Raw genomic sequence first — 17,207 nt, 5'->3', positions numbered from 1 at the left:
TGTCGATTAGACGCCTGCCTCGGCCTTTTGCATCTCCACCAGCACCAGCGGACATTTCCTCACTTTGCAGGCGTGGCTATAGGCCAGCGCGCACACCGAACAGAGATCGCCCTCCGACTCATATTCATACTCCGTGAAATAACGGACGCCGGCGCGCTGTGACTGCGCGGCGCGGAATGACGCTTCAGCCAGAATCACATCCAGCTCCCGGAAGGTCAGCGCGGAGGGATTATGAAATCCCACTTTGATTCGATAAGTAGCCATGCTGAGATTATTCCCGGACGGCGCATCGGCCGCCAGACGGTAATAGTATTTGGTGTGATAGCTGCGGATTATCAGCGGGATAATCCGCAGCCTGCGCTTATGCAGCGTCGCTGGCGGCGGCTTTATCCGTTTCGCCGAAACGCTCGCGCATCAGGGTTTCGATCTGCTCCAGCGATTTGCCGCGCGTCTCCGGCAGCATCAGCGCCACAAACGCCAGCGACGCTACGTTAATCGCCGCGAAAATAAAGAAGGTGCTGTTGCCCGCCAGCGCCAGCAGCGGCGGAAAGGCGAAGGCGACGGCCGCGTTGCAGATCCACTGGAAAGAGACGGCGGTGCCGGTCAGCACGCCGCGCACTTTCATCGGGAACAGCTCCGACATCAGCAGCCAGTAGACTGGCGAGATGCACATCTGCATAAAGAACAGGAACAGCATGATGCAGGCGAGCGCCAGCAGGCTCTGCGTCATGTTCTGCGGCATAAAGACCAGCACCGCGCCCAGCGCCAGCTGCGCCGCGATCACCACGCACAGCCCGGTCATCAGCATCGGACGGCGGCCGAAGCGCCCTACCGCGCGGATCCCGGCCATTACCGCCAGCACCGACACCACGCCGTTGCCGATGGTGGCAGCGATAGAGGCGCTGGTGCCCATGCCGGTGGTTTTCAGAATAATCGGCGTGTAGTACATAAAGGCGTTAACGCCGGTGAACTGAATAACGATGCCCATGCCGGCGCCGAGCAGCAGCAGACGCACCACCCATTTCTCGCGCAGCAGCTCGCCAGCCGACGGGCCGCGCTCCGCTGCGCGCGCCTGTTTGCGCATCTCCGCCATCTCTTTGCGCACCTCGCGCGGCGTTTCGCGCAGCTTCTTCATCACGCGCATCGCCTCTTTGATGCGCCCTTCCGCCACCAGCCAGTGCGGCGAGGCGGGAACGAAGAAGGTGCCGATAAACAGCAGCGTGCCGGGGATCATCGCCAGCGCCAGCATATAGCGCCACATTTTCGGATCGTGCAGCAGGTAGCTCATCAGCGCGCTGACCACATAGGCGAGCAGCTGGCCGGAGACGATCATGAGCTCGTTGCGGCTCACCAGCGGCGCGCGATGGCGCGGCCCCGCGATCTCGGCGATAAACACCGGTACGGTAGAGGAGCCGCCGCCGACTGCGATGCCGAGCAGCAGTCGCATCGCGACCATGATCTCGACGTTAGGCGCAATGGCGGTGCCGATAGCGCCGGCGACGAAGACCAGCGCCAGGCTGCGCAGGGTGATGCGGCGGCCGAAGCGATCCGAGACATAGCCGCTGAGAAACGCGCCGGCCGCGGCGCCGAAAATCAAAGAGGAAGTCACCAGCCCTTCGGTGAACGGGGTGAGGTCGAGACCGCCCTGCGCGGGCGGCAGCGTCATATAGGGCAGCGCGCCGGAAATAATGCCGGTGTCGTAGCCAAAGGCGAGCGCGCCCATGGTCGCCACCAGCACCACAAAAAAGAGCCGCTGGCGCACGGTATCGGCCGACGGCGCGCTGCTGTCGTTTGATTCAGGTTTATTCTGCTCCACATTCACTCCATGAGTTTTAACACCCTGAATTTGCGTATAATTTCACCAACCCAGGCAAGATTAACAAGTATAGATGCACTTTTTGATTTGTGACGGACATCACCTAATTTTCCCGCCATGCGCCGCCATAGCCGCTTCCGCGCTGCGCCCCGCTCCGGCAACTCTTCCAGCGTGGACTATGATTGATTTTCGTATGGCGTCGTAGAGAGCCGGTTGCGCCACCCCCCGCATCCCGTGGCGGCTGGCGCGCGCTCTCCGCCAACGACGTGTCAGATACGTTTCCGTCTTACCTTTTGTTGCCTGCATCGCCGGACCTGGGCCGCGCGGTGTGGTTTATCGATCACATTTGATTCAGACGAGGTTATTGAATGGAGTCAGCATCATTTACCAAAAGCTGGGGCGCTGAATATGTCGCCAACGATGCGGTCCGCTTTCGTCTCTGGGCCCCCGGTCAACACAGCGTAAGCCTGCGCCTTGACGGCAAAGATACGCCAATGCGCCCCGCCGAAGATGGCTGGTTTGAACTGCGCTCGACCGGCGTCGCGCCCGGCAGCGAATATAATTTTGTGCTGGCCGACGGCACCGTCGTGCCCGATCCCGCCTCGCGCGCGCAAAAAGATGAGGTTAACGGCCCGTCGCTGGTGGTGGATCCCACGCGCTACGCCTGGCAGCATCAGGCGTGGCAAGGTCGCCCCTGGGAAGAGAGCGTGGTCTATGAGTTGCATATCGGCACCTTTACCCCGGAAGGCACCTTCCAGGCGGCGATTGAAAAGCTGCCCTGGCTGGCGGAGCTCGGCATTACCATGATTGAGGTGCTGCCGGTATCGCAGTTCGGCGGCAACCGCGGCTGGGGCTACGACGGCGTGCTGCTCTATGCGCCGCACGCCGCCTACGGCACGCCTGACGACTTTAAAGCCTTTATCGACGCCGCGCACGGTCACGGCCTTTCGGTGGTGCTGGATATCGTGCTGAACCACTTCGGTCCGGAAGGCAACTACCTGCCGCTGCTGGCGCCGGACTTTTTCCACAAAGAGCGCGTGACGCCCTGGGGCGCAGGCATCGCCTACGACGTCGACGCGGCGCGCCGCTATATCGTCGAGGCGCCGCTCTACTGGCTGCAGGAGTACCGCCTCGACGGCCTGCGCTTCGACGCCATCGACCAGATCGAAGATACGTCGGAGAAGCATGCGCTGATCGAGATCGCCGAGCGCATCCGCGCGGAGATTTCCGACCGCCCGATCCATCTCACCACCGAAGACAGCCGCAACGTGGTGTTCCTGCATCCGCGCGATGAGCAAGGCAACGCGCCGCTGTTCAGCGGCGAATGGAACGACGACTTCCACAACGCGGTTCACGTCTTCGCCACTGGCGAAACCCATGCCTATTACCAGGACTTCACGCCGCATCCGGAAAAATATGTCGCCCGCGTGCTGGCGGAAGGTTTCGCTTATCAGGGCGAAGTCTCGCCCCACAGCGGCGAGGCGCGCGGCGTCGACAGCCGCGGCCAGCCGCCTGCGGCTTTCGTCGATTTTATCCAGAACCATGACCAGGTCGGCAACCGCGCGCTGGGAGAAAGGCTAATTAGCCTTATCGGCGCCGATCGCAATAAAGTGCTGCTCGCCACGCTGCTGCTCTCGCCGCATATTCCGCTGCTGTTTATGGGCGAAGAGTATGGCGAAACTAACCCCTTCCTCTTCTTTACCGATTTTCACGGCGATCTGGCCAAAGCGGTGCGCGAAGGCCGCGCGAAGGAGTTCGCCGGTCACGCCGGACATGAAGGCGAAAGCGTGCCCGATCCCAACGCCGAAGAGACCTTTACCCGCTCGAAGCTCGACTGGCGCAAGCCGCAGAGCGACGAGGGCAAGGCCTGGCTGACGCTGTCGCGCCGCCTGCTGGCGCTGCGCCAGCAGCATATCGTGCCGCTGCTCGCCACCGCAGGCGGCCACGCCGGCCGCGTGGAGCACAGCGAGGAAGGCTTTATTCAGGTGAGCTGGCGCTTCCCTGCCGGCACGCTGTCGCTGGCGCTGAATATCGGCGAGAGCAGACAGCCGCTGCCTGAGCAGCCAGGCGAAACGATTTTCGCCTGGCCGGAGAACAGCCGCGACCTGCCGCAAAACGCCATCGTCGTGCGCCTGGCCAAAGGAGACGCCCAATGACCATTCCAGCCTCCACCTACCGTATTCAGTTTCGCAACGGCATGACCTTCGATCGCGCGGCGGCGCTGGTGCCCTATATTAAACGGCTCGGCATCACCCACCTCTACGCCTCGCCGATCTTTACCGCCACCAGCGGCTCGACCCACGGCTACGACGTGACCGACGCCAACGCCATCGATCCCGCCATCGGCGGCCGCGCCGGTTTCGACCGGCTGGTGGAGACGCTGAAGCAGGCGGGCCTCGAGCTGATCATCGATATCGTGCCGAACCATATGGCCGCCTCGCTGGAGAACGCCTGGTGGCGCGATGTGATTGAGCACGGCGAGCAGAGCCGCTATGCGCGCTATTTCGACATCGACTGGTCGCGCCGCCTGACGCTGCCCTTCCTGGGCGACAGCTTCGAAGCGGCGCTGGAAAACGGCGACATCGCGATAAAAGCCGATCCTGACAGCGGCAAACCCGCGTTCGCCTATTACGAAAGCTTTTATCCGCTCTCGCCGGCGAGCTGGCAGGGGCGCGAAGCCGACGTGCTGGCGCTGACCGATAAGGCGCAGATCGCTGCGCTGCACGACAGCCAGCCCTACCGGCTGATGTCGTGGCGCGACGCGCCGCGCGACCTCTCCTACCGCCGCTTTTTCGAAATCACCGGGCTGGCGGGCGTCCGGGTGGAAGATCCGCAGGTGTTCGACGACAGCCACCGGCTGATTCTGGAGCTGGTACATTCGGGCGCGGTCAGCGGGCTGCGCGTCGATCACGTCGACGGGCTGGCCGATCCCAAAGGCTATCTGGAGCAGCTGCGCCAGCATGCGGGAGCGGAGTGCTATATCACGGTGGAGAAAATCCTCGGCGAAGGCGAGCAGCTTCCGGCGGACTGGCCGGTTTCCGGCACCACCGGCTATGAGTTTATCGCCTCGCTCTCCGACGCGCTGGTGGATGGCCGCCAGATCGCCGCGCTGCGCCAGGCCTACGATCAGGCGGTGGGCGAGCCAGTAGATATGCGCGCCCAGCTGCGCGCCGCCAAGCTGCTGATGGCGGATAAAAACTTCGAAGGCGAATTCACTACCCTGCTGAAGCTGGCGGGCGCCATCGCCAGCGCCTCCGGCGTCACGCTGCCGGAGAGCGATCTGCGCGCCGCGCTGCGCGAGCTGCTGGTGGCCTTTCCGGTCTATCGCAGCTACGGTACGCCGGAAGGCATGCCGCCGGAAGGCGCGGCGCTGCTGCGGCGCGTGGCGGAAACGGTGCGCCGCGATGCGCCCGGCCTCTCGCCTGCGGCGCTTGACCACCTGCTGCGCATTATGAACAACGAACTCGACGCCGCCGTCGCGCAGGACGCCGCCACCTTCCGCACCCGCTTCCAGCAGCTGACCGGCCCGCTGATGGCGAAGTCGGTCGAGGATACGCTCTTTTTCCGCCAGCATATGGCGCTGGCGCTTAACGAAGTCGGCGCAGAGCCGCTGCCGCGCGCCTTCTCGCTGGCGCGCTTTCACGACGAGATGCAGATCCGCCGCGAGCGCCAGCCGGACGGTCTGACCGGCACCTCGACGCACGATACCAAGCGCGGCGAAGACGCGCGCGCGCGCCTCTATACCCTCACGGAGTCGCCGCAGCGCTGGGCGCAGCATGTGGCGCGCTGGCGCCAGATGAACCGCAGCGCGGTGGTGGCGCTCGACGGCGGACCGGCGCCGGAACCGGCGGTGGAGTGGATGCTTTACCAGGCGCTGGCGGGCGTCTGGCCCGCCTCCGGCGCGGCGGACGCCGAGCAGCTCGCGGCTATCGAACCGCGCTTTACCGCCTTTGTCGAAAAAGCGCTGCGCGAAGCCAAGCTGCGCACCAACTGGGCGGACGGCGATGAGGCTTATGAAACGGCGGTGCTGGACTATGCCCGCCGCCTGCTTTCGCCGGATAACGCCGAGTTCCTCGCCGACTTCAGCCAGGCGCTGCTGCCCTTTATCGCCGCCGGCCTGATCAACTCTCTCAGCCAGACGGTGATTAAGCTTACCGCGCCCGGCGTGCCCGATATCTATCAGGGCAGTGAAGCGCTTAACTTCAGCCTGGTCGATCCCGATAACCGCCTGGAGCCCGACTTCGAGGCGCTGCAGCGTATGCTGGGCGAACGTGGCGATTTCTCCGCGCCGGAGGGGTGGCAAAGCGGCCAGCTCAAACAGCAGACCATCGCCACGCTGCTGCCGCTGCGTCAGCAGTATCACGCGCTGTTCCGCCACGGCGACTATTTGCCGCTGGTGGTCAACGGCACCGAAGCTTCGCATGCGGTCGCCTTCGCCCGCGCCGACGATCAGCACGCGCTGATCGTCGTGGTGCCGCGCCTGGCTTTCGCCCGTCAGCGCTACAGCGACGCCACCTCGATTACCCTGAAGGAGCCCCTGGCGCTGCGCCGTTACCGCAACATTTTTACTGGAGAAGAGTGTGAGCTGACCGACCGGCTTAGCCTTGACGCGCTCAACAGCGGTGCGCCGCTGGTGCTGATCGGCGTCTGACCGGATGAAAAAAACAGGTGATTCAACGCGGTTGTTGTGGATAGCATTTTACTGAATGGAGAGGGATAAATGTCTGAAGCTACAGAATTTACTATTACATCGGGATCGGGCCAGCAGCTAGGCGCCAACTACGACGGCGAAGGGGTGAATTTCGCCATTTTTTCCGCCCACGCCGAGCGTATCGAGCTCTGCCTGTTTGATGAGAGCGGCAAGAATGAGATCGCCCGCCTGGCGCTGCCGGAGTACACCCACGAGGTGTGGCACGGCTATGTGCCGGGCCTGAAGCCCGGCGCGCTTTACGGCTATCGCGTTTACGGTCCTTACGATCCAGAGAACGGACATCGCTTTAACCCCAATAAGCTGCTGATCGATCCCTACGCGCGCGAACTGGCGGGCGACATCGAGTGGAACGAGGCGCACTTCGCCTACGAGCTGCTGCATGAAGATAAGGATCTGACGTTCGACACGCGCGACAGCGCCCCTTTTATGCCCAAGTGCCGGGTCATCGATCCCAACGAGTTCGACTGGCAGGACGATAACCGTCCGAGCATCGCCTGGCCGAACACGGTGATCTACGAGACGCACGTGAAGGGCTTCACCCAGCTTAATCCAGCGCTGCCGGAGGTGCTGCGCGGCACCTATGAGGGCATGGGACATCAGGCCACGGTCGACTATATCAAAAGCCTGGGCATCACTTCGGTCGAGCTGTTGCCGGTGCACTGGTTCCCGGACGATCAGCATCTGCTGGACCGCGGACTGAAAAACTTCTGGGGCTATAACTCCATCGGCTTTTTCGCCCCCGCGCCGCGCTACTACGGCCCGCGCGGCATTCAGGGCTTCCGCGACATGGTGCGCGCCTTCCATGACGCCGGCGTCGAAGTGATCCTCGACGTGGTCTACAACCACACGGCGGAAGGCAACGAGCTTGGGCCGACGCTCTCCTTTAAGGGCATCGACAACTTCTCCTACTACCGCACCCTGCCTGACCAGCATCGCTACTACATTAACGATACCGGCACCGGCAACACGGTGAATACCTCTCATCCGCGCGTGCTGCAGATGGTGATGGATTCGCTGCGCTACTGGGCGGAGTCGATGCATATCGACGGTTTTCGTTTCGACCTTGGCACTATTCTCGGACGCGAGCCGGAAGGCTTCGACCAGCGCGGCGGCTTCTTCGACGCCATTATGCAGGATCCTGTGCTGTCGAAGCTGAAGCTGATCGGCGAGCCCTGGGATATCGGCCCCGGCGGTTATCAGGTCGGCGGCTTCCCGCCCGGCTGGGCTGAGTGGAACGATAAATACCGCGATACGGTGCGCGAATACTGGAAAGGCGATAACGTCTCGACCGACTTCGCCGCCCGCCTGCTCGGCTCCGGCGATCTCTACGATCAGCGCGGCCGCCGTCCCTGGGCGAGCGTCAACTTTATCACTGCCCACGACGGTTTCACGCTGAACGACCTGGTGTCCTACAACGAGAAGCACAACGACGAGAACGGCGAGGATAACAACGACGGCCACAACGACAACCGCTCCTACAACTACGGCGCGGAAGGCGCGACCGAAGATGAAGGCATTAACGCGGTGCGCGAGCGCCAGAAGCGCAACTTCCTCGCTACGCTCTTCTTCTCTCACGGCACGCCGATGCTGCTGGCAGGCGACGAGTTTGGCCGCAGCCAGCTGGGCAACAACAACGGCTACTGCCAGGACAGCGAGATCTCCTGGGTGCACTGGGAAAACCTCCCCGCCAGTGCGGAGGCGCTGCGCGAGTTTACGCGCCACGTTATCCGCCTGCGCGCCGAGCAGCCGCTGCTGCGCCGCGAGAACTGGCGCGACGGCATGGAGATCAAGTGGTTCAACGCTGGCGGCGGCTTCCAGCAGGCGGAACAGTGGGAAGAAGGCTCGACGCTGGGCGTCTATATCGGCCGCCCCGATCTGCAAACCGAGGAAGGCATCTGGCACGACGTGCTGATGCTCATTAACCCGTTTGAGGGCGCGGTGCCGTTCCGCATTCCGCAGTTTGGCGAAGGCGGCTGGGTGCTGGAGCTGACCACCTCCGATAACGATAACCGCGGACTGGTGATTACCAAAGAGAAGGATTTCGAGCTGGAGGGTCGCAGCCTGGCGCTATTCCGTCGGCCCTAAACCGAGATGATGAATGCACGCAGCGTCCCGCCCGTCGGGCCGCTGCGCTTTATCCCGTCCGCACGCAAACCCGCAAAATTAAAAGTGATCATCATCACAAATTAGCACTAACGGTTAAACTGTACAGCTATATTAATAGTTGTACAAATTTAGCTTTTTTTTCTTTACCTGGTATGTAATTAGGCTTCGCTTTTTCCTTGTCGATTATTTCCGCCGTTGAAAACGGCAAATATTCATCTCAAATGTCACATTGCTAAATTGCCATTCTGCTTACATAGTTAAAGCGCATTGAAACTCTTTTAATTATTATTATTTTATACAGAGAGGAATTGATATGACTCAGCGACGTGGCGGAGCAGGTAATTTTGCCGAAAATCCCGACAGAGCACGTGAAGCGGGTAAAAAAGGCGGGCAGATGAGCAGCGGTAACTTTAAATATAACCGCGAGCGCGCGGTCGAGGCAGGACGCGTCGGCGGCAAGCTCAGCCGCCGCTCTGCCGCAGATAAAAGCGCCAGTTAAAAATAAAGTTTCGCCGGGAAACTTTTTCCCGGCTTTTATTCAATTTATATTTTTAAAAGCCCCTTTTATTCTGCGCAACCCCTTCTCCCTTAAATAACACCGGCCTCACCCGCCAGATAATTAACCGCGCGCTGTGTAACAGCCGCTGTTATTTTTCTGCGCGTTCGGGAAATAAGTATTTGCTGCCGCAGCCGTTCGGCTGCAATGCCAGCACCCGGCGCAGCACCTGCACGTAATCCATTACCAAACCCGGCGTCCAGGTCATGCCCTCCGCCCGGCTGCGGATCAGGCTCAACAGCCAGAAGTCGGGATCGAGCAGCGCCGCGTAGCCGCGCACGCCGCGCAGCCCCAACAGCCCCTCGGTGGCGACGTCCAGCGCCTGCATCACGCTGGTAGAGCAGTTGCGCGACGTCAGGTTGTAGCGGCAATCCTGGCCGTGGCGCGCCCAGTAGTTGATCAGCGCCTGCTGGTTGTAATGGGGCAGCGAGAGGCGCTTGTCGGGCAGGCACCACTCTTTAATCTCCCGCTCAAGGGAGCGCTGGTGAAAGCCGGCGACGTCATTCTCTTCGCGCGCGTGCAGCATTTGCAGCACGCCGCTCAGGGTGCCGGTCATATCCTCGACAGGATAGAGGCTGACGTAGAGGGCGTCGCCCATCGCCAGCGAGGTGTGGCCGGTGGAAACCTGTCCGCGGTGATCGATAGCGGCCACCCAGCGGTCGAACCAGGGACGCCGTCCGGCGACGCTGCCCGACCCCAGCGGCGTCCAGATATAGATGGTAAGCGGCTCGCTGGCGGGTGCGGCGTCGCAGGCAACGTGGCGATAATCGAGCCCGTGCGGTTTACGCACCCCTTTGCGGGTAAAGAGCGGCAGCGCCGCGACGCTGGTCTCCGGCGGCAGCGCGCGGATTTGCCAGACCATCTGCAACAGCGAGAAGGCCCAGCCCAGCAGCACCAGGGCAAATCCCATCGGGATCAGCACGCGATGGGGCAGCGGCCAGTCGGTGACGATCATCAGGCTGAGCAGCCATTCGCCGCCGCCGATCGCCAGCTTGCTGTGCCAGCGGCGACAGCGCATCAGCGCGCAGGCGATGACGCGAAATCCGCCGTCCAGCAAAAAGGCGAGCGCGAACAGCCAGGCGACGCAGCTGCCCTTCTCGTGCGGCGCGGCCAGCAAAGCCGTGCCGAGCAGCAGCAGCGTCAGCGCTTTGCTCTGCGCCGCCCAGCCGCTGTCGAACCCGGTTCGCGCGCGCCAGGCCTGTATCACGCCTTCGGAGAGGAGGAAAACGCTCAGCAAACAGAGCGGAACGGAGAGCGTGCCGTGGTAAAGGCTCTCCAGCACGATGCCTGCGCTGGCAGCGAGGCAGAGCGTGCCGGCCATCAGCAGACCTGGCCAGCTGGCGCGCAGCATTGGCCCGCCCATTAATAAAAAAAGCAATCGCAGCAAAGAGGGTGGCTCCCGTCAAAACAATCAACGTCTGGTTTGCCGGATGAAATGCGCGACGGCATCGGGCGTTCCTTCTCCCCTGGGCGGGATCCTGACCTGGCGTTAGCAGTGGGTGCAGCCTACGGTATAAAGATTAGTTTTCGCTTAATTTCGCCGCGCCGTTTCGCGACTCGCCTTTGCGCGAGCTAAAAAAGGCCTGAGGCGGCATTGCGCGTCAGGCCTGGGTATTTATATTTCGCCGCTTAGTTGCCGCGATAGGTGGAGTAGCCGTAAGGGCTAAGCAGCAGCGGAATATGGTAGTGCTGGCTGGTGTTCTCGATCGTGAAGATCACCGGGATCTCCGGGAAGAAGGTCTTTTGCTTCACGCCGGCATAGTAGTCGCCGGTTTTGAACACCACTTTATAGGTGCCCTGCTCCGCCTGTTTGCCCTCAGGATAGAGCGCGCTGATGCGGCCGTTGGCGTCGGTGACGCCGGTAGCGAGCTTGACCCAGTCGCCGTTGCGGTTTTGATCCAGCTCTACCGTTACGCCAGCGGTAGGAATGCCGGTTTGTAAATTGAGCACGTGAACGCTGATCGGGTTTTTCATCGCGGCAGGTTCCGCAGCCGTGGCGGAGAACGCGAAAGCCGCCAGCGCTGCGGCACCAAACATTGAGAGAGATTTCATAAGTCGTCCTTTTTTATGTTGAGGAGCACAGGTTAAGCCAGCATGCGGCGCGACGTACCGCTTTTCGTTGCATATCTGAAATTTCCGAGAAGCGCAGTGCGGCATATTCCTCTCTTGTTGTGGTTAATAAAAATTATTATTTAGCCTGCTTATTTCCCGGCTCGCGCTTTTCTGGCCTGTTTGATTTCAGACGGCCGCTGCGCCGCTGACGTTTTTATTTTTCCTGCCGTTCGCCGTTATGGTAATTTGGTAGCAAATATTCCCTTAAGTTGAGCGATGACCACATCCCGCATTCCCCCCGCGCCCCCCAGGGAGCGTGGCAGGCCAAGAGCTTTCGATACCGATACCGCGCTGGATAACGCCATGATCGTCTTCCGTCAAAAAGGTTTTCACGCCTCGTCGGTAGCCGATCTCAGCGAAGCCATGAATCTGACGGCGGGCAGTATCTACAAGGCTTTTAAAGACAAGCGCACCCTTTTTCTGCGCGTATTCGAACGCTATATCAGCGTGCGCGGCGCCGACCTGCGTGCGCGCCTGCAGCAGTATCCTACCGGCAGAGCGCGCATCGCTGAGCTGCTGCAGTTTTATCTCGACTCCGCCCGTGAAATCGAGGGGCGGCGCGGCTGCCTGGTCGTCGGCAGCACCGTCGAGCTGCAGAGCCTGGACGAGGAGCTTTCCGAGCTGGTGCGTCAGGCGGTACTGCGCAACCGTCATTTTCTGATCGCGCTGGTTCGCGAAGGCCAGGAGGACGGATCGATCTCTGCGTCGCTGGATGCGGAGACGGCGGCGGGCCTGCTGCTGTGCGTGGCGTTCGGCATGCGCGTGGTGGGTAAAGTCCAGGATGTGACTAATGGCGCAGAAACGATTAATATGCTGCTTGGCATTCTGGATTAATTGATTCGCCCTATTAGGAAATAAGCATTTCCTAAATATATTCCGTACAGCGCTTTTCTCAGGCGATCGTTCTTGCTGTGCTTTTTCCGTTTAAACAGTAAAAGAGATAATGCATTCAAAATTACCCGTTCGTCGTTACCTTTCAGGAGACAGAGTGAACCACAATGAAACTGCTGATAATCAGGAAGTTTACGCTCTGCTAGGTCGCGTTGTGGCGCAGCTCCTGCAGCCTGGCGAAGCCCTTCCCATACAGGAAATCATTGGCGCGCTCTATCGCGCTGGCGCATGCGCGGACGATCCGGAAATCGAGGCCGCCTGCGAGCGCGCCATTCGGCTGCTGGCCAGTAAATTAAACTGACGCACGACCGTTGTCCGCTTGTCCTGGCTTTAGGCTAACGCGTTGTTAAGGCTGATAATGTGGTAAAGTTCAAAAAATAAACGCCAGCCTGTACAGGTAATCCTGTACAACCTCGTGGAAATTGTATAAGTTTAGGCCTGACTTAACTGATTATGTTTTAATCACACGGACTTTAAGGGTTGTTTATGCGTCAAATCGGAGACAGGCCAACCACAGGCAGTGATATCGCCCACTATTTCAAGAAGGCGACGCTGCCGTGCGAGCAGGAAACCTTAGGTCAGATTGTGGTCGAGATCCTGCGCGCCGGTAAACAGCTCAACAGGAAAGCGCTCTGCACCAAACTGCTTGCCCGCCTGGAGCTGGCAGCCAGCCCGGAAGAAGAGCAACATTATCAAAAACTTATCGGCTTGCTATTTAAGCGTTGATGATAATTTGCAGGCTGACCATTGCGTTCACCCCCTGCCCGCAGCATGATTCACAGTGGAACGTGTCAGGAAGAGTATTTTGACGGACATAGGCCGTGAAAGGAACGTCTCTCACAGCCGGCTTGCTTCCAGTCACTCTGTCCAGTCAACGGGCAAACACTGTAATAAGAGATGCTGGTATGCAAAGAAGTAAGATTGAAAAACTCACCGATTACCTGATTGGCGAAGCCGTCGCCGCGCTGCTTGAGCAAAATGCGTCGATTTCGGGCGCCTCGCTGGCGAATCGCCTGAAGGCGATGGCGATGACGGAGCGCGACAGCGAAAGGAAACAGGCGCTGGCGCTGGCGCTGGCGGAGATACGCCAGGAGTTTCCTTCGGCACGCGCCGTCAACGATCCGCCGCGCGGCTATAGCGAACCGCTTTCGTCCAGCGCAAAGAAACACTGAGGCCCCAGGCCGATCGCTTATCTGACGATCGGCAAATCTGAAAAGCGGGTGGTATAAGCTGGCGACAGCATATCGCGCTTCATCGCCCAGCTCTTTTCAATACCCTGTCCGGCAAACCAGAGCGTTCCCCTGCCCGCCTTATTGATCTTATCCACTACCTGCATCAGCGCTTCGCTGTTGGCTCGCGGCCCACAGGCGTCAAACAGATGCAGCTGCGCCACGCCCTGGCTGAAAAAATCTCCCAGCATGACGCCCGCCTTCATATAGCGGTAGCCGTCCAGCCAGATGCGGTCCAGCGCCTCTGTGGCGATGCGGACGATATCGCGCGTGTCGTTTGAAGGAGTCAGCAGCTGCCCCATCGCCTGATTGCCATAGTAGGCTTCGTTTGCCGCGTGCGGGCTGGTTTTCAAAAACACCGCGACTTGCCGACAATACTGATTCTCCTGCCGCAGCTTTTCCGCCGCCCGCTCGGCATACTGACAAACCGCCTGCCGCACCGCCCCGTAATCGGTGAGACGCGTGCCAAACGAGCGCGAGCAGACGATTTGCTGCTTCGTCGGCACCATCTCTTCCAGATCCAGGCAGGCTTCGCCGCGCAGTTCGCGCACCGTGCGCTCCAGCACCACGTTAAAGTGCTTGCGGATGACCCAGGTAGAGCTCTCTGCCAGCTGCAGCGCGCTCTCAATGCCCATCTGTTGCAGCTTCTTAGCGATGCGCGCGCCGACGCCCCACACCTCTTCTACCGGCACCAGCGCCATCAGCTTACGCTGCCGCTCGGCGTGTGACAGGTCGACCACCCCTTGCGTACCACGATATTTTTTCGCGGCGAAGTTGGCCAGCTTCGCCAGCGTCTTGGTGGGCGCAATCCCGACGCCCACCTGCAGATGCAGTTCCTGCTTCACGCGCGCCTGCACGGCGCGGCCAAACGCCTCAAGCGGCTGGCAGAAGCTGACGCCGCTCAGATCCAGGAAGGCCTCATCAATGCTGTACATTTCCACCGCTGGCGCCATCTCCTCCAGCGTGGTCATGACCCGCAGGCTCATATCGGCATAGAGCGCATAGTTAGAGCTAAAAACCTGCACCCTGTGCTGGCGCAGCGTCTCTTTCAGCTTAAAAAAAGGTGCGCCCATCTTAATGCCGAGCGCCTTAGCCTCTGCGCTGCGGGCGATTACGCAGCCGTCGTTATTAGAGAGCACCACGACGGGCACCCCGCGTAAGTCGGGGCGAAAGACGATTTCACAGCTGGCGTAGAAGCTGTTCACGTCGACCAGCGCGTACATATCAGTGCGTCGATTTAATAACGTAGGTTACGACGCCGAAGACCTGGAGTCCTTCGGGGGCATTGACGGGAATTGGGCTGTGTTTGCTGTTGGCCGGCATCAGTAGCACCGAGGGGTGAATGCGAAGCTGCTTAATAGTAAATTCGCCATCAATGGCGGCGACGATAATATCGCCATGCTTCGCAGTAAGAGAGGAGTCGACGACAATCATATCCCCTTCGCATATGCCCGCGTCGATCATCGAATCGCCGCTGACGCGAAGAAAATAGGTTGCGCTGGGGTGCTGCACCATCAGGTCATTCAGGTCGATGCGTTTTTCGATGTAATCCTGTGCCGGCGACGGAAAACCGCAGGGCACGCGCTCAATGTAAAGCGGCAAAGGCAGCAGATCGCGGACTTCTGCGGGGCGATATAACTTCATGAGAAAGACTCCTTCTTCTGGACACTGTATATAAATACAGTAATATCAAACTCATGATTTAATCAAGGCGCAGCGGTGGTAAAAGTGGTGAAACCACTGACGCTGAAGGGATTATTTTTTGTAAGGCCGGGCGGTTCATCTGTCTTATGAACAAAATATCGACTTAATTCAAACTGATATGGTGATAATGTGAGCGCTGAAGCCTGGATGAAACGGGTTTTCGCCCGACCTGTATTTTTCACCGTCTCGACGACTTTTCACCTTGTCATTTGCTTTACCTGCAGTGACGCCGCGAGGCGGTTTCTCCCTTATTTGCCGCATCGCTTTCCATGCCCTGATAGTTAAATTTTCATCGCCCGGTCAAAACTGATTCGGGCTTTTTTTGCCCTGAAGAGTCGCAGGACCTCTCTTTGAGAAAGATAAATCAGCGTATCTCTTTCTTAAAAAAGAATGATTAAGAAACGCTATATTAACAGCGATTAAATAACAGAGAATGCGTAAAAGGTAGAGATCTAACCGTTAGGGATTAAGGTATTTATTTATTTTTAAATGAGTGGCGCCGCTTATTAACTATGTTATGCTTAAAATGAATTCTGAGCCCAAGCCTCCACCAGAGATATTGCTCTACGAGTCCGTTTTATATCTAATATGACTCTCCCCTGCACTGCGGGGGAATTTTTTATTTCGCTTTGTCAGGTATCAATGCCACTCTTCCTTGCCTCTGTTCCCTGGCCGCGCGCGGCATGACCGCTGCAGGCGCCGCTCAACAGGAAATAACGGCCCATCCAGAGCAGCTTAGTTATCGCGCCCGTCAGATATGAGTTGCAGACCATTCTTAGTAATCGGTTTCAGAAATAAAAAACCGCTATAATTCAATCACTCCGCCTCCTAAGAAATCTAATAATTAGAACTCTAAATGTATAATATTGCCCTTCAGACAGGTATTAATCGCTGGCGTTAGCTATATTTAAGCGGCTCGGTAATGAAATCCACAATGCTTACTGAGCGGCTGTTACTCCAACCCCTTGCCCCCTTTTGGGGGCTTTTTTTCGCCGCAGCAAGGCCATGACGCGATCGGGCATGCCGGCTACTGCGTCGGCATGTGTCTGAGGGGCGCAGCCAGCTCAGGGCTGGCTGCGCAGAGAGGCGGCATCGGCGTCTGGCGATCTGCTTTCACGCATAGCGAAGCCGTCGCCGCTACTCTTGCTGCAGCAGCGCGCCCCTCATTGCCTGTTCGCTGCTGAGACGTTTACGCGCAAGACTGTTGAACTTCGCCAGCCATACGGAATACTGGTCAACCTTTTTTTGCGCGTCCGCTTCATTTTCGGCATAGCAGAGAAAAATGCGGCTTTTAGTATTGCTGTGTTCATCAATGGCATACACTTCAAAATCCGCGCCATATTGGCTGTATATAATGGCGGTAAAAGAGATTTTCTCCCAGGACTCAAGTTTGCTTTCAAACTGCTTATAGTTCACGTTATTCACCTGATAATAATTAATACTGATGCCCGGCTATTAGCCGGCCACCAGCATTTTAACGCCAGCAGATAAATAATGAGTGTTAAAAAAAGTCATTTCGCACTTCGTCCCTCATAAGAGATGCGTGACTTTGTTTTAAATCAAATAACGCAAATTTATTGAAGACATTTACATTATCTCCGCTGCAATGTGACAGACGCAGCGGCCTGTTTACCGCTTCGTTTTTACCGCTTCGCTTTAGAAGATCACGACATCGTATTTATCGCGTCCAGAGGTGAAGGCGGCAATAATCGGTTGCCGATTATTTCGAATTCCATTTGGCGAAAATAAATCGCCGTCATCGGAATGGCGCTTTGTGGCCGGTACCAGCCGAACTGAGATAAGTAGTACCAGACCTGCAGCGGTTCGTTCCTCGATTTAATCCAGTAGAAACCCTCTTTCATAAGTGACTCGCTCAGCGAATGCTGTTTTAAAGACACTCATGCATGTCTAATCGTGAGCGACGCATCCGGCGTTGCAGCGGGTTTTCCTTCGTTCATGACAACGTACCCAGAACCTAAGAGTAGCAGCCTTTATGCTGGATTACCGATTAATATGGCAAGGATAATATTTTCTGCCGCGAACCTGCCGTTTATTCTGCTAATCAACGGCGCTTAATTATTG

The 17,207-nt window shown here is 58.6% G+C and carries 15 protein-coding genes; 8 read left to right on the top strand and 7 right to left on the bottom strand.

What is annotated here, in order from left to right:
• Nucleotides 1-6 precede the first annotated feature (6 nt).
• The gene (locus tag HA46_RS00495) at nt 7-264 is read right to left on the bottom strand and encodes a hypothetical protein (protein WP_033748045.1); all 258 of its coding nucleotides are present in this window, start codon (nt 262-264) and stop codon (nt 7-9) included.
• 97 nt (nt 265-361) lie between these two features.
• On the bottom strand, nt 362-1,816 hold the full coding sequence (locus HA46_RS00490) for a sugar porter family MFS transporter (RefSeq protein ID WP_084881863.1): 1,455 nt from the start codon (nt 1,814-1,816) through the stop codon (nt 362-364).
• Between the two features lie 368 nt (nt 1,817-2,184).
• On the opposite strand from HA46_RS00490, the gene treZ reads away from it, so the two are divergent.
• From treZ to HA46_RS00470, 4 genes are all read left to right on the top strand, one after another.
• Nucleotides 2,185-3,972, top strand: a complete 1,788-nt coding sequence (gene treZ / locus HA46_RS00485) for a malto-oligosyltrehalose trehalohydrolase (protein ID WP_033789631.1) — start codon at nt 2,185-2,187, stop codon at nt 3,970-3,972.
• Nucleotides 3,969-6,467: a malto-oligosyltrehalose synthase gene (treY, locus tag HA46_RS00480; protein WP_084881862.1), complete on the top strand. Its 2,499-nt coding sequence runs from the start codon at nt 3,969-3,971 to the stop codon at nt 6,465-6,467. Before treZ ends, treY begins: the two co-directional genes overlap by 4 nt.
• 69 nt (nt 6,468-6,536) lie before the next feature.
• The gene (gene glgX, locus HA46_RS00475) at nt 6,537-8,612 is read left to right on the top strand and encodes a glycogen debranching protein GlgX (RefSeq protein ID WP_084881861.1); all 2,076 of its coding nucleotides are present in this window, start codon (nt 6,537-6,539) and stop codon (nt 8,610-8,612) included.
• Between the two features lie 334 nt (nt 8,613-8,946).
• Nucleotides 8,947-9,132, top strand: coding sequence for a con-10 family general stress protein (locus HA46_RS00470; protein WP_033747833.1), 186 nt, complete (start codon nt 8,947-8,949; stop codon nt 9,130-9,132).
• A 148-nt stretch (nt 9,133-9,280) separates the two neighbouring features.
• On the opposite strand, the gene HA46_RS00465 is transcribed toward HA46_RS00470, so the two are convergent.
• Nucleotides 9,281-10,576, bottom strand: coding sequence for a DUF4105 domain-containing protein (locus HA46_RS00465; RefSeq protein WP_143807562.1), 1,296 nt, complete (start codon nt 10,574-10,576; stop codon nt 9,281-9,283).
• A gap of 242 nt (nt 10,577-10,818) precedes the next feature.
• A complete protein-coding gene (uraH, locus tag HA46_RS00460; protein WP_033789626.1) occupies nt 10,819-11,241 on the bottom strand; it encodes a hydroxyisourate hydrolase in 423 nt (140 codons plus the stop codon).
• 276 nt (nt 11,242-11,517) lie between these two features.
• Between uraH and HA46_RS00455 the strand changes: the two genes are divergently transcribed.
• From HA46_RS00455 to HA46_RS00440, 4 genes are all read left to right on the top strand, one after another.
• Nucleotides 11,518-12,135 carry a TetR/AcrR family transcriptional regulator gene (locus tag HA46_RS00455; RefSeq protein ID WP_033789623.1) on the top strand — a complete coding sequence of 206 codons (618 nt, stop codon included), beginning with the start codon at nt 11,518-11,520 and terminating at the stop codon, nt 12,133-12,135.
• 109 nt (nt 12,136-12,244) lie between these two features.
• Nucleotides 12,245-12,493, top strand: a complete 249-nt coding sequence (locus tag HA46_RS00450; RefSeq protein WP_244277484.1) for a hypothetical protein — start codon at nt 12,245-12,247, stop codon at nt 12,491-12,493.
• Between the two features lie 185 nt (nt 12,494-12,678).
• Nucleotides 12,679-12,918 (top strand): regulatory protein YcgZ, encoded by a 240-nt coding sequence (gene ycgZ / locus HA46_RS00445; protein WP_084881859.1) that lies wholly within the window; start codon nt 12,679-12,681, stop codon nt 12,916-12,918.
• 179 nt (nt 12,919-13,097) lie between these two features.
• A complete protein-coding gene (locus tag HA46_RS00440) occupies nt 13,098-13,364 on the top strand; it encodes a hypothetical protein (protein ID WP_033789619.1) in 267 nt (88 codons plus the stop codon).
• A 17-nt stretch (nt 13,365-13,381) separates the two neighbouring features.
• Here HA46_RS00440 and umuC read toward each other — a convergent pair whose 3' ends face one another.
• From umuC to HA46_RS00425, 3 genes are all read right to left on the bottom strand, one after another.
• Nucleotides 13,382-14,644, bottom strand: a complete 1,263-nt coding sequence (umuC, locus tag HA46_RS00435) for a translesion error-prone DNA polymerase V subunit UmuC (RefSeq protein ID WP_084881858.1) — start codon at nt 14,642-14,644, stop codon at nt 13,382-13,384.
• A 1-nt stretch (nt 14,645) separates the two neighbouring features.
• Nucleotides 14,646-15,065: a translesion error-prone DNA polymerase V autoproteolytic subunit gene (gene umuD / locus HA46_RS00430; protein WP_033789617.1), complete on the bottom strand. Its 420-nt coding sequence runs from the start codon at nt 15,063-15,065 to the stop codon at nt 14,646-14,648.
• A gap of 1,197 nt (nt 15,066-16,262) precedes the next feature.
• The gene (locus tag HA46_RS00425) at nt 16,263-16,541 is read right to left on the bottom strand and encodes a hypothetical protein (RefSeq protein WP_051563558.1); all 279 of its coding nucleotides are present in this window, start codon (nt 16,539-16,541) and stop codon (nt 16,263-16,265) included.
• Nucleotides 16,542-17,207 lie beyond the last annotated feature (666 nt).

It is taken from the genome of Pantoea septica (assembly GCF_002095575.1).
GTDB lineage: Bacteria > Pseudomonadota > Gammaproteobacteria > Enterobacterales > Enterobacteriaceae > Pantoea > Pantoea septica.
Note: the sequence above shows the minus strand (reverse complement) of the source record. Positions and strands in the feature narration are given on the sequence as shown.

Bases quoted from the DNA above. Each gene is read 5' to 3' on its own strand.
- HA46_RS00495 (WP_033748045.1), bottom strand. From the start codon at position 264: ATGGCTACTTATCGAATCAAAGTGGGATTTCATAATCCCTCCGCGCTG.
- treZ (WP_033789631.1), top strand. From the start codon at position 2,185: ATGGAGTCAGCATCATTTACCAAAAGCTGGGGCGCTGAATATGTCGCC.
- treY (WP_084881862.1), top strand. From the start codon at position 3,969: ATGACCATTCCAGCCTCCACCTACCGTATTCAGTTTCGCAACGGCATG.
- glgX (WP_084881861.1), top strand. From the start codon at position 6,537: ATGTCTGAAGCTACAGAATTTACTATTACATCGGGATCGGGCCAGCAG.
- HA46_RS00470 (WP_033747833.1), top strand. From the start codon at position 8,947: ATGACTCAGCGACGTGGCGGAGCAGGTAATTTTGCCGAAAATCCCGAC.
- uraH (WP_033789626.1), bottom strand. From the start codon at position 11,241: ATGAAATCTCTCTCAATGTTTGGTGCCGCAGCGCTGGCGGCTTTCGCG.
- HA46_RS00455 (WP_033789623.1), top strand. From the start codon at position 11,518: ATGACCACATCCCGCATTCCCCCCGCGCCCCCCAGGGAGCGTGGCAGG.
- HA46_RS00450 (WP_244277484.1), top strand. From the start codon at position 12,245: ATGCATTCAAAATTACCCGTTCGTCGTTACCTTTCAGGAGACAGAGTG.
- ycgZ (WP_084881859.1), top strand. From the start codon at position 12,679: ATGCGTCAAATCGGAGACAGGCCAACCACAGGCAGTGATATCGCCCAC.
- HA46_RS00440 (WP_033789619.1), top strand. From the start codon at position 13,098: ATGCAAAGAAGTAAGATTGAAAAACTCACCGATTACCTGATTGGCGAA.
- umuC (WP_084881858.1), bottom strand. From the start codon at position 14,644: ATGTACGCGCTGGTCGACGTGAACAGCTTCTACGCCAGCTGTGAAATC.
- umuD (WP_033789617.1), bottom strand. From the start codon at position 15,065: ATGAAGTTATATCGCCCCGCAGAAGTCCGCGATCTGCTGCCTTTGCCG.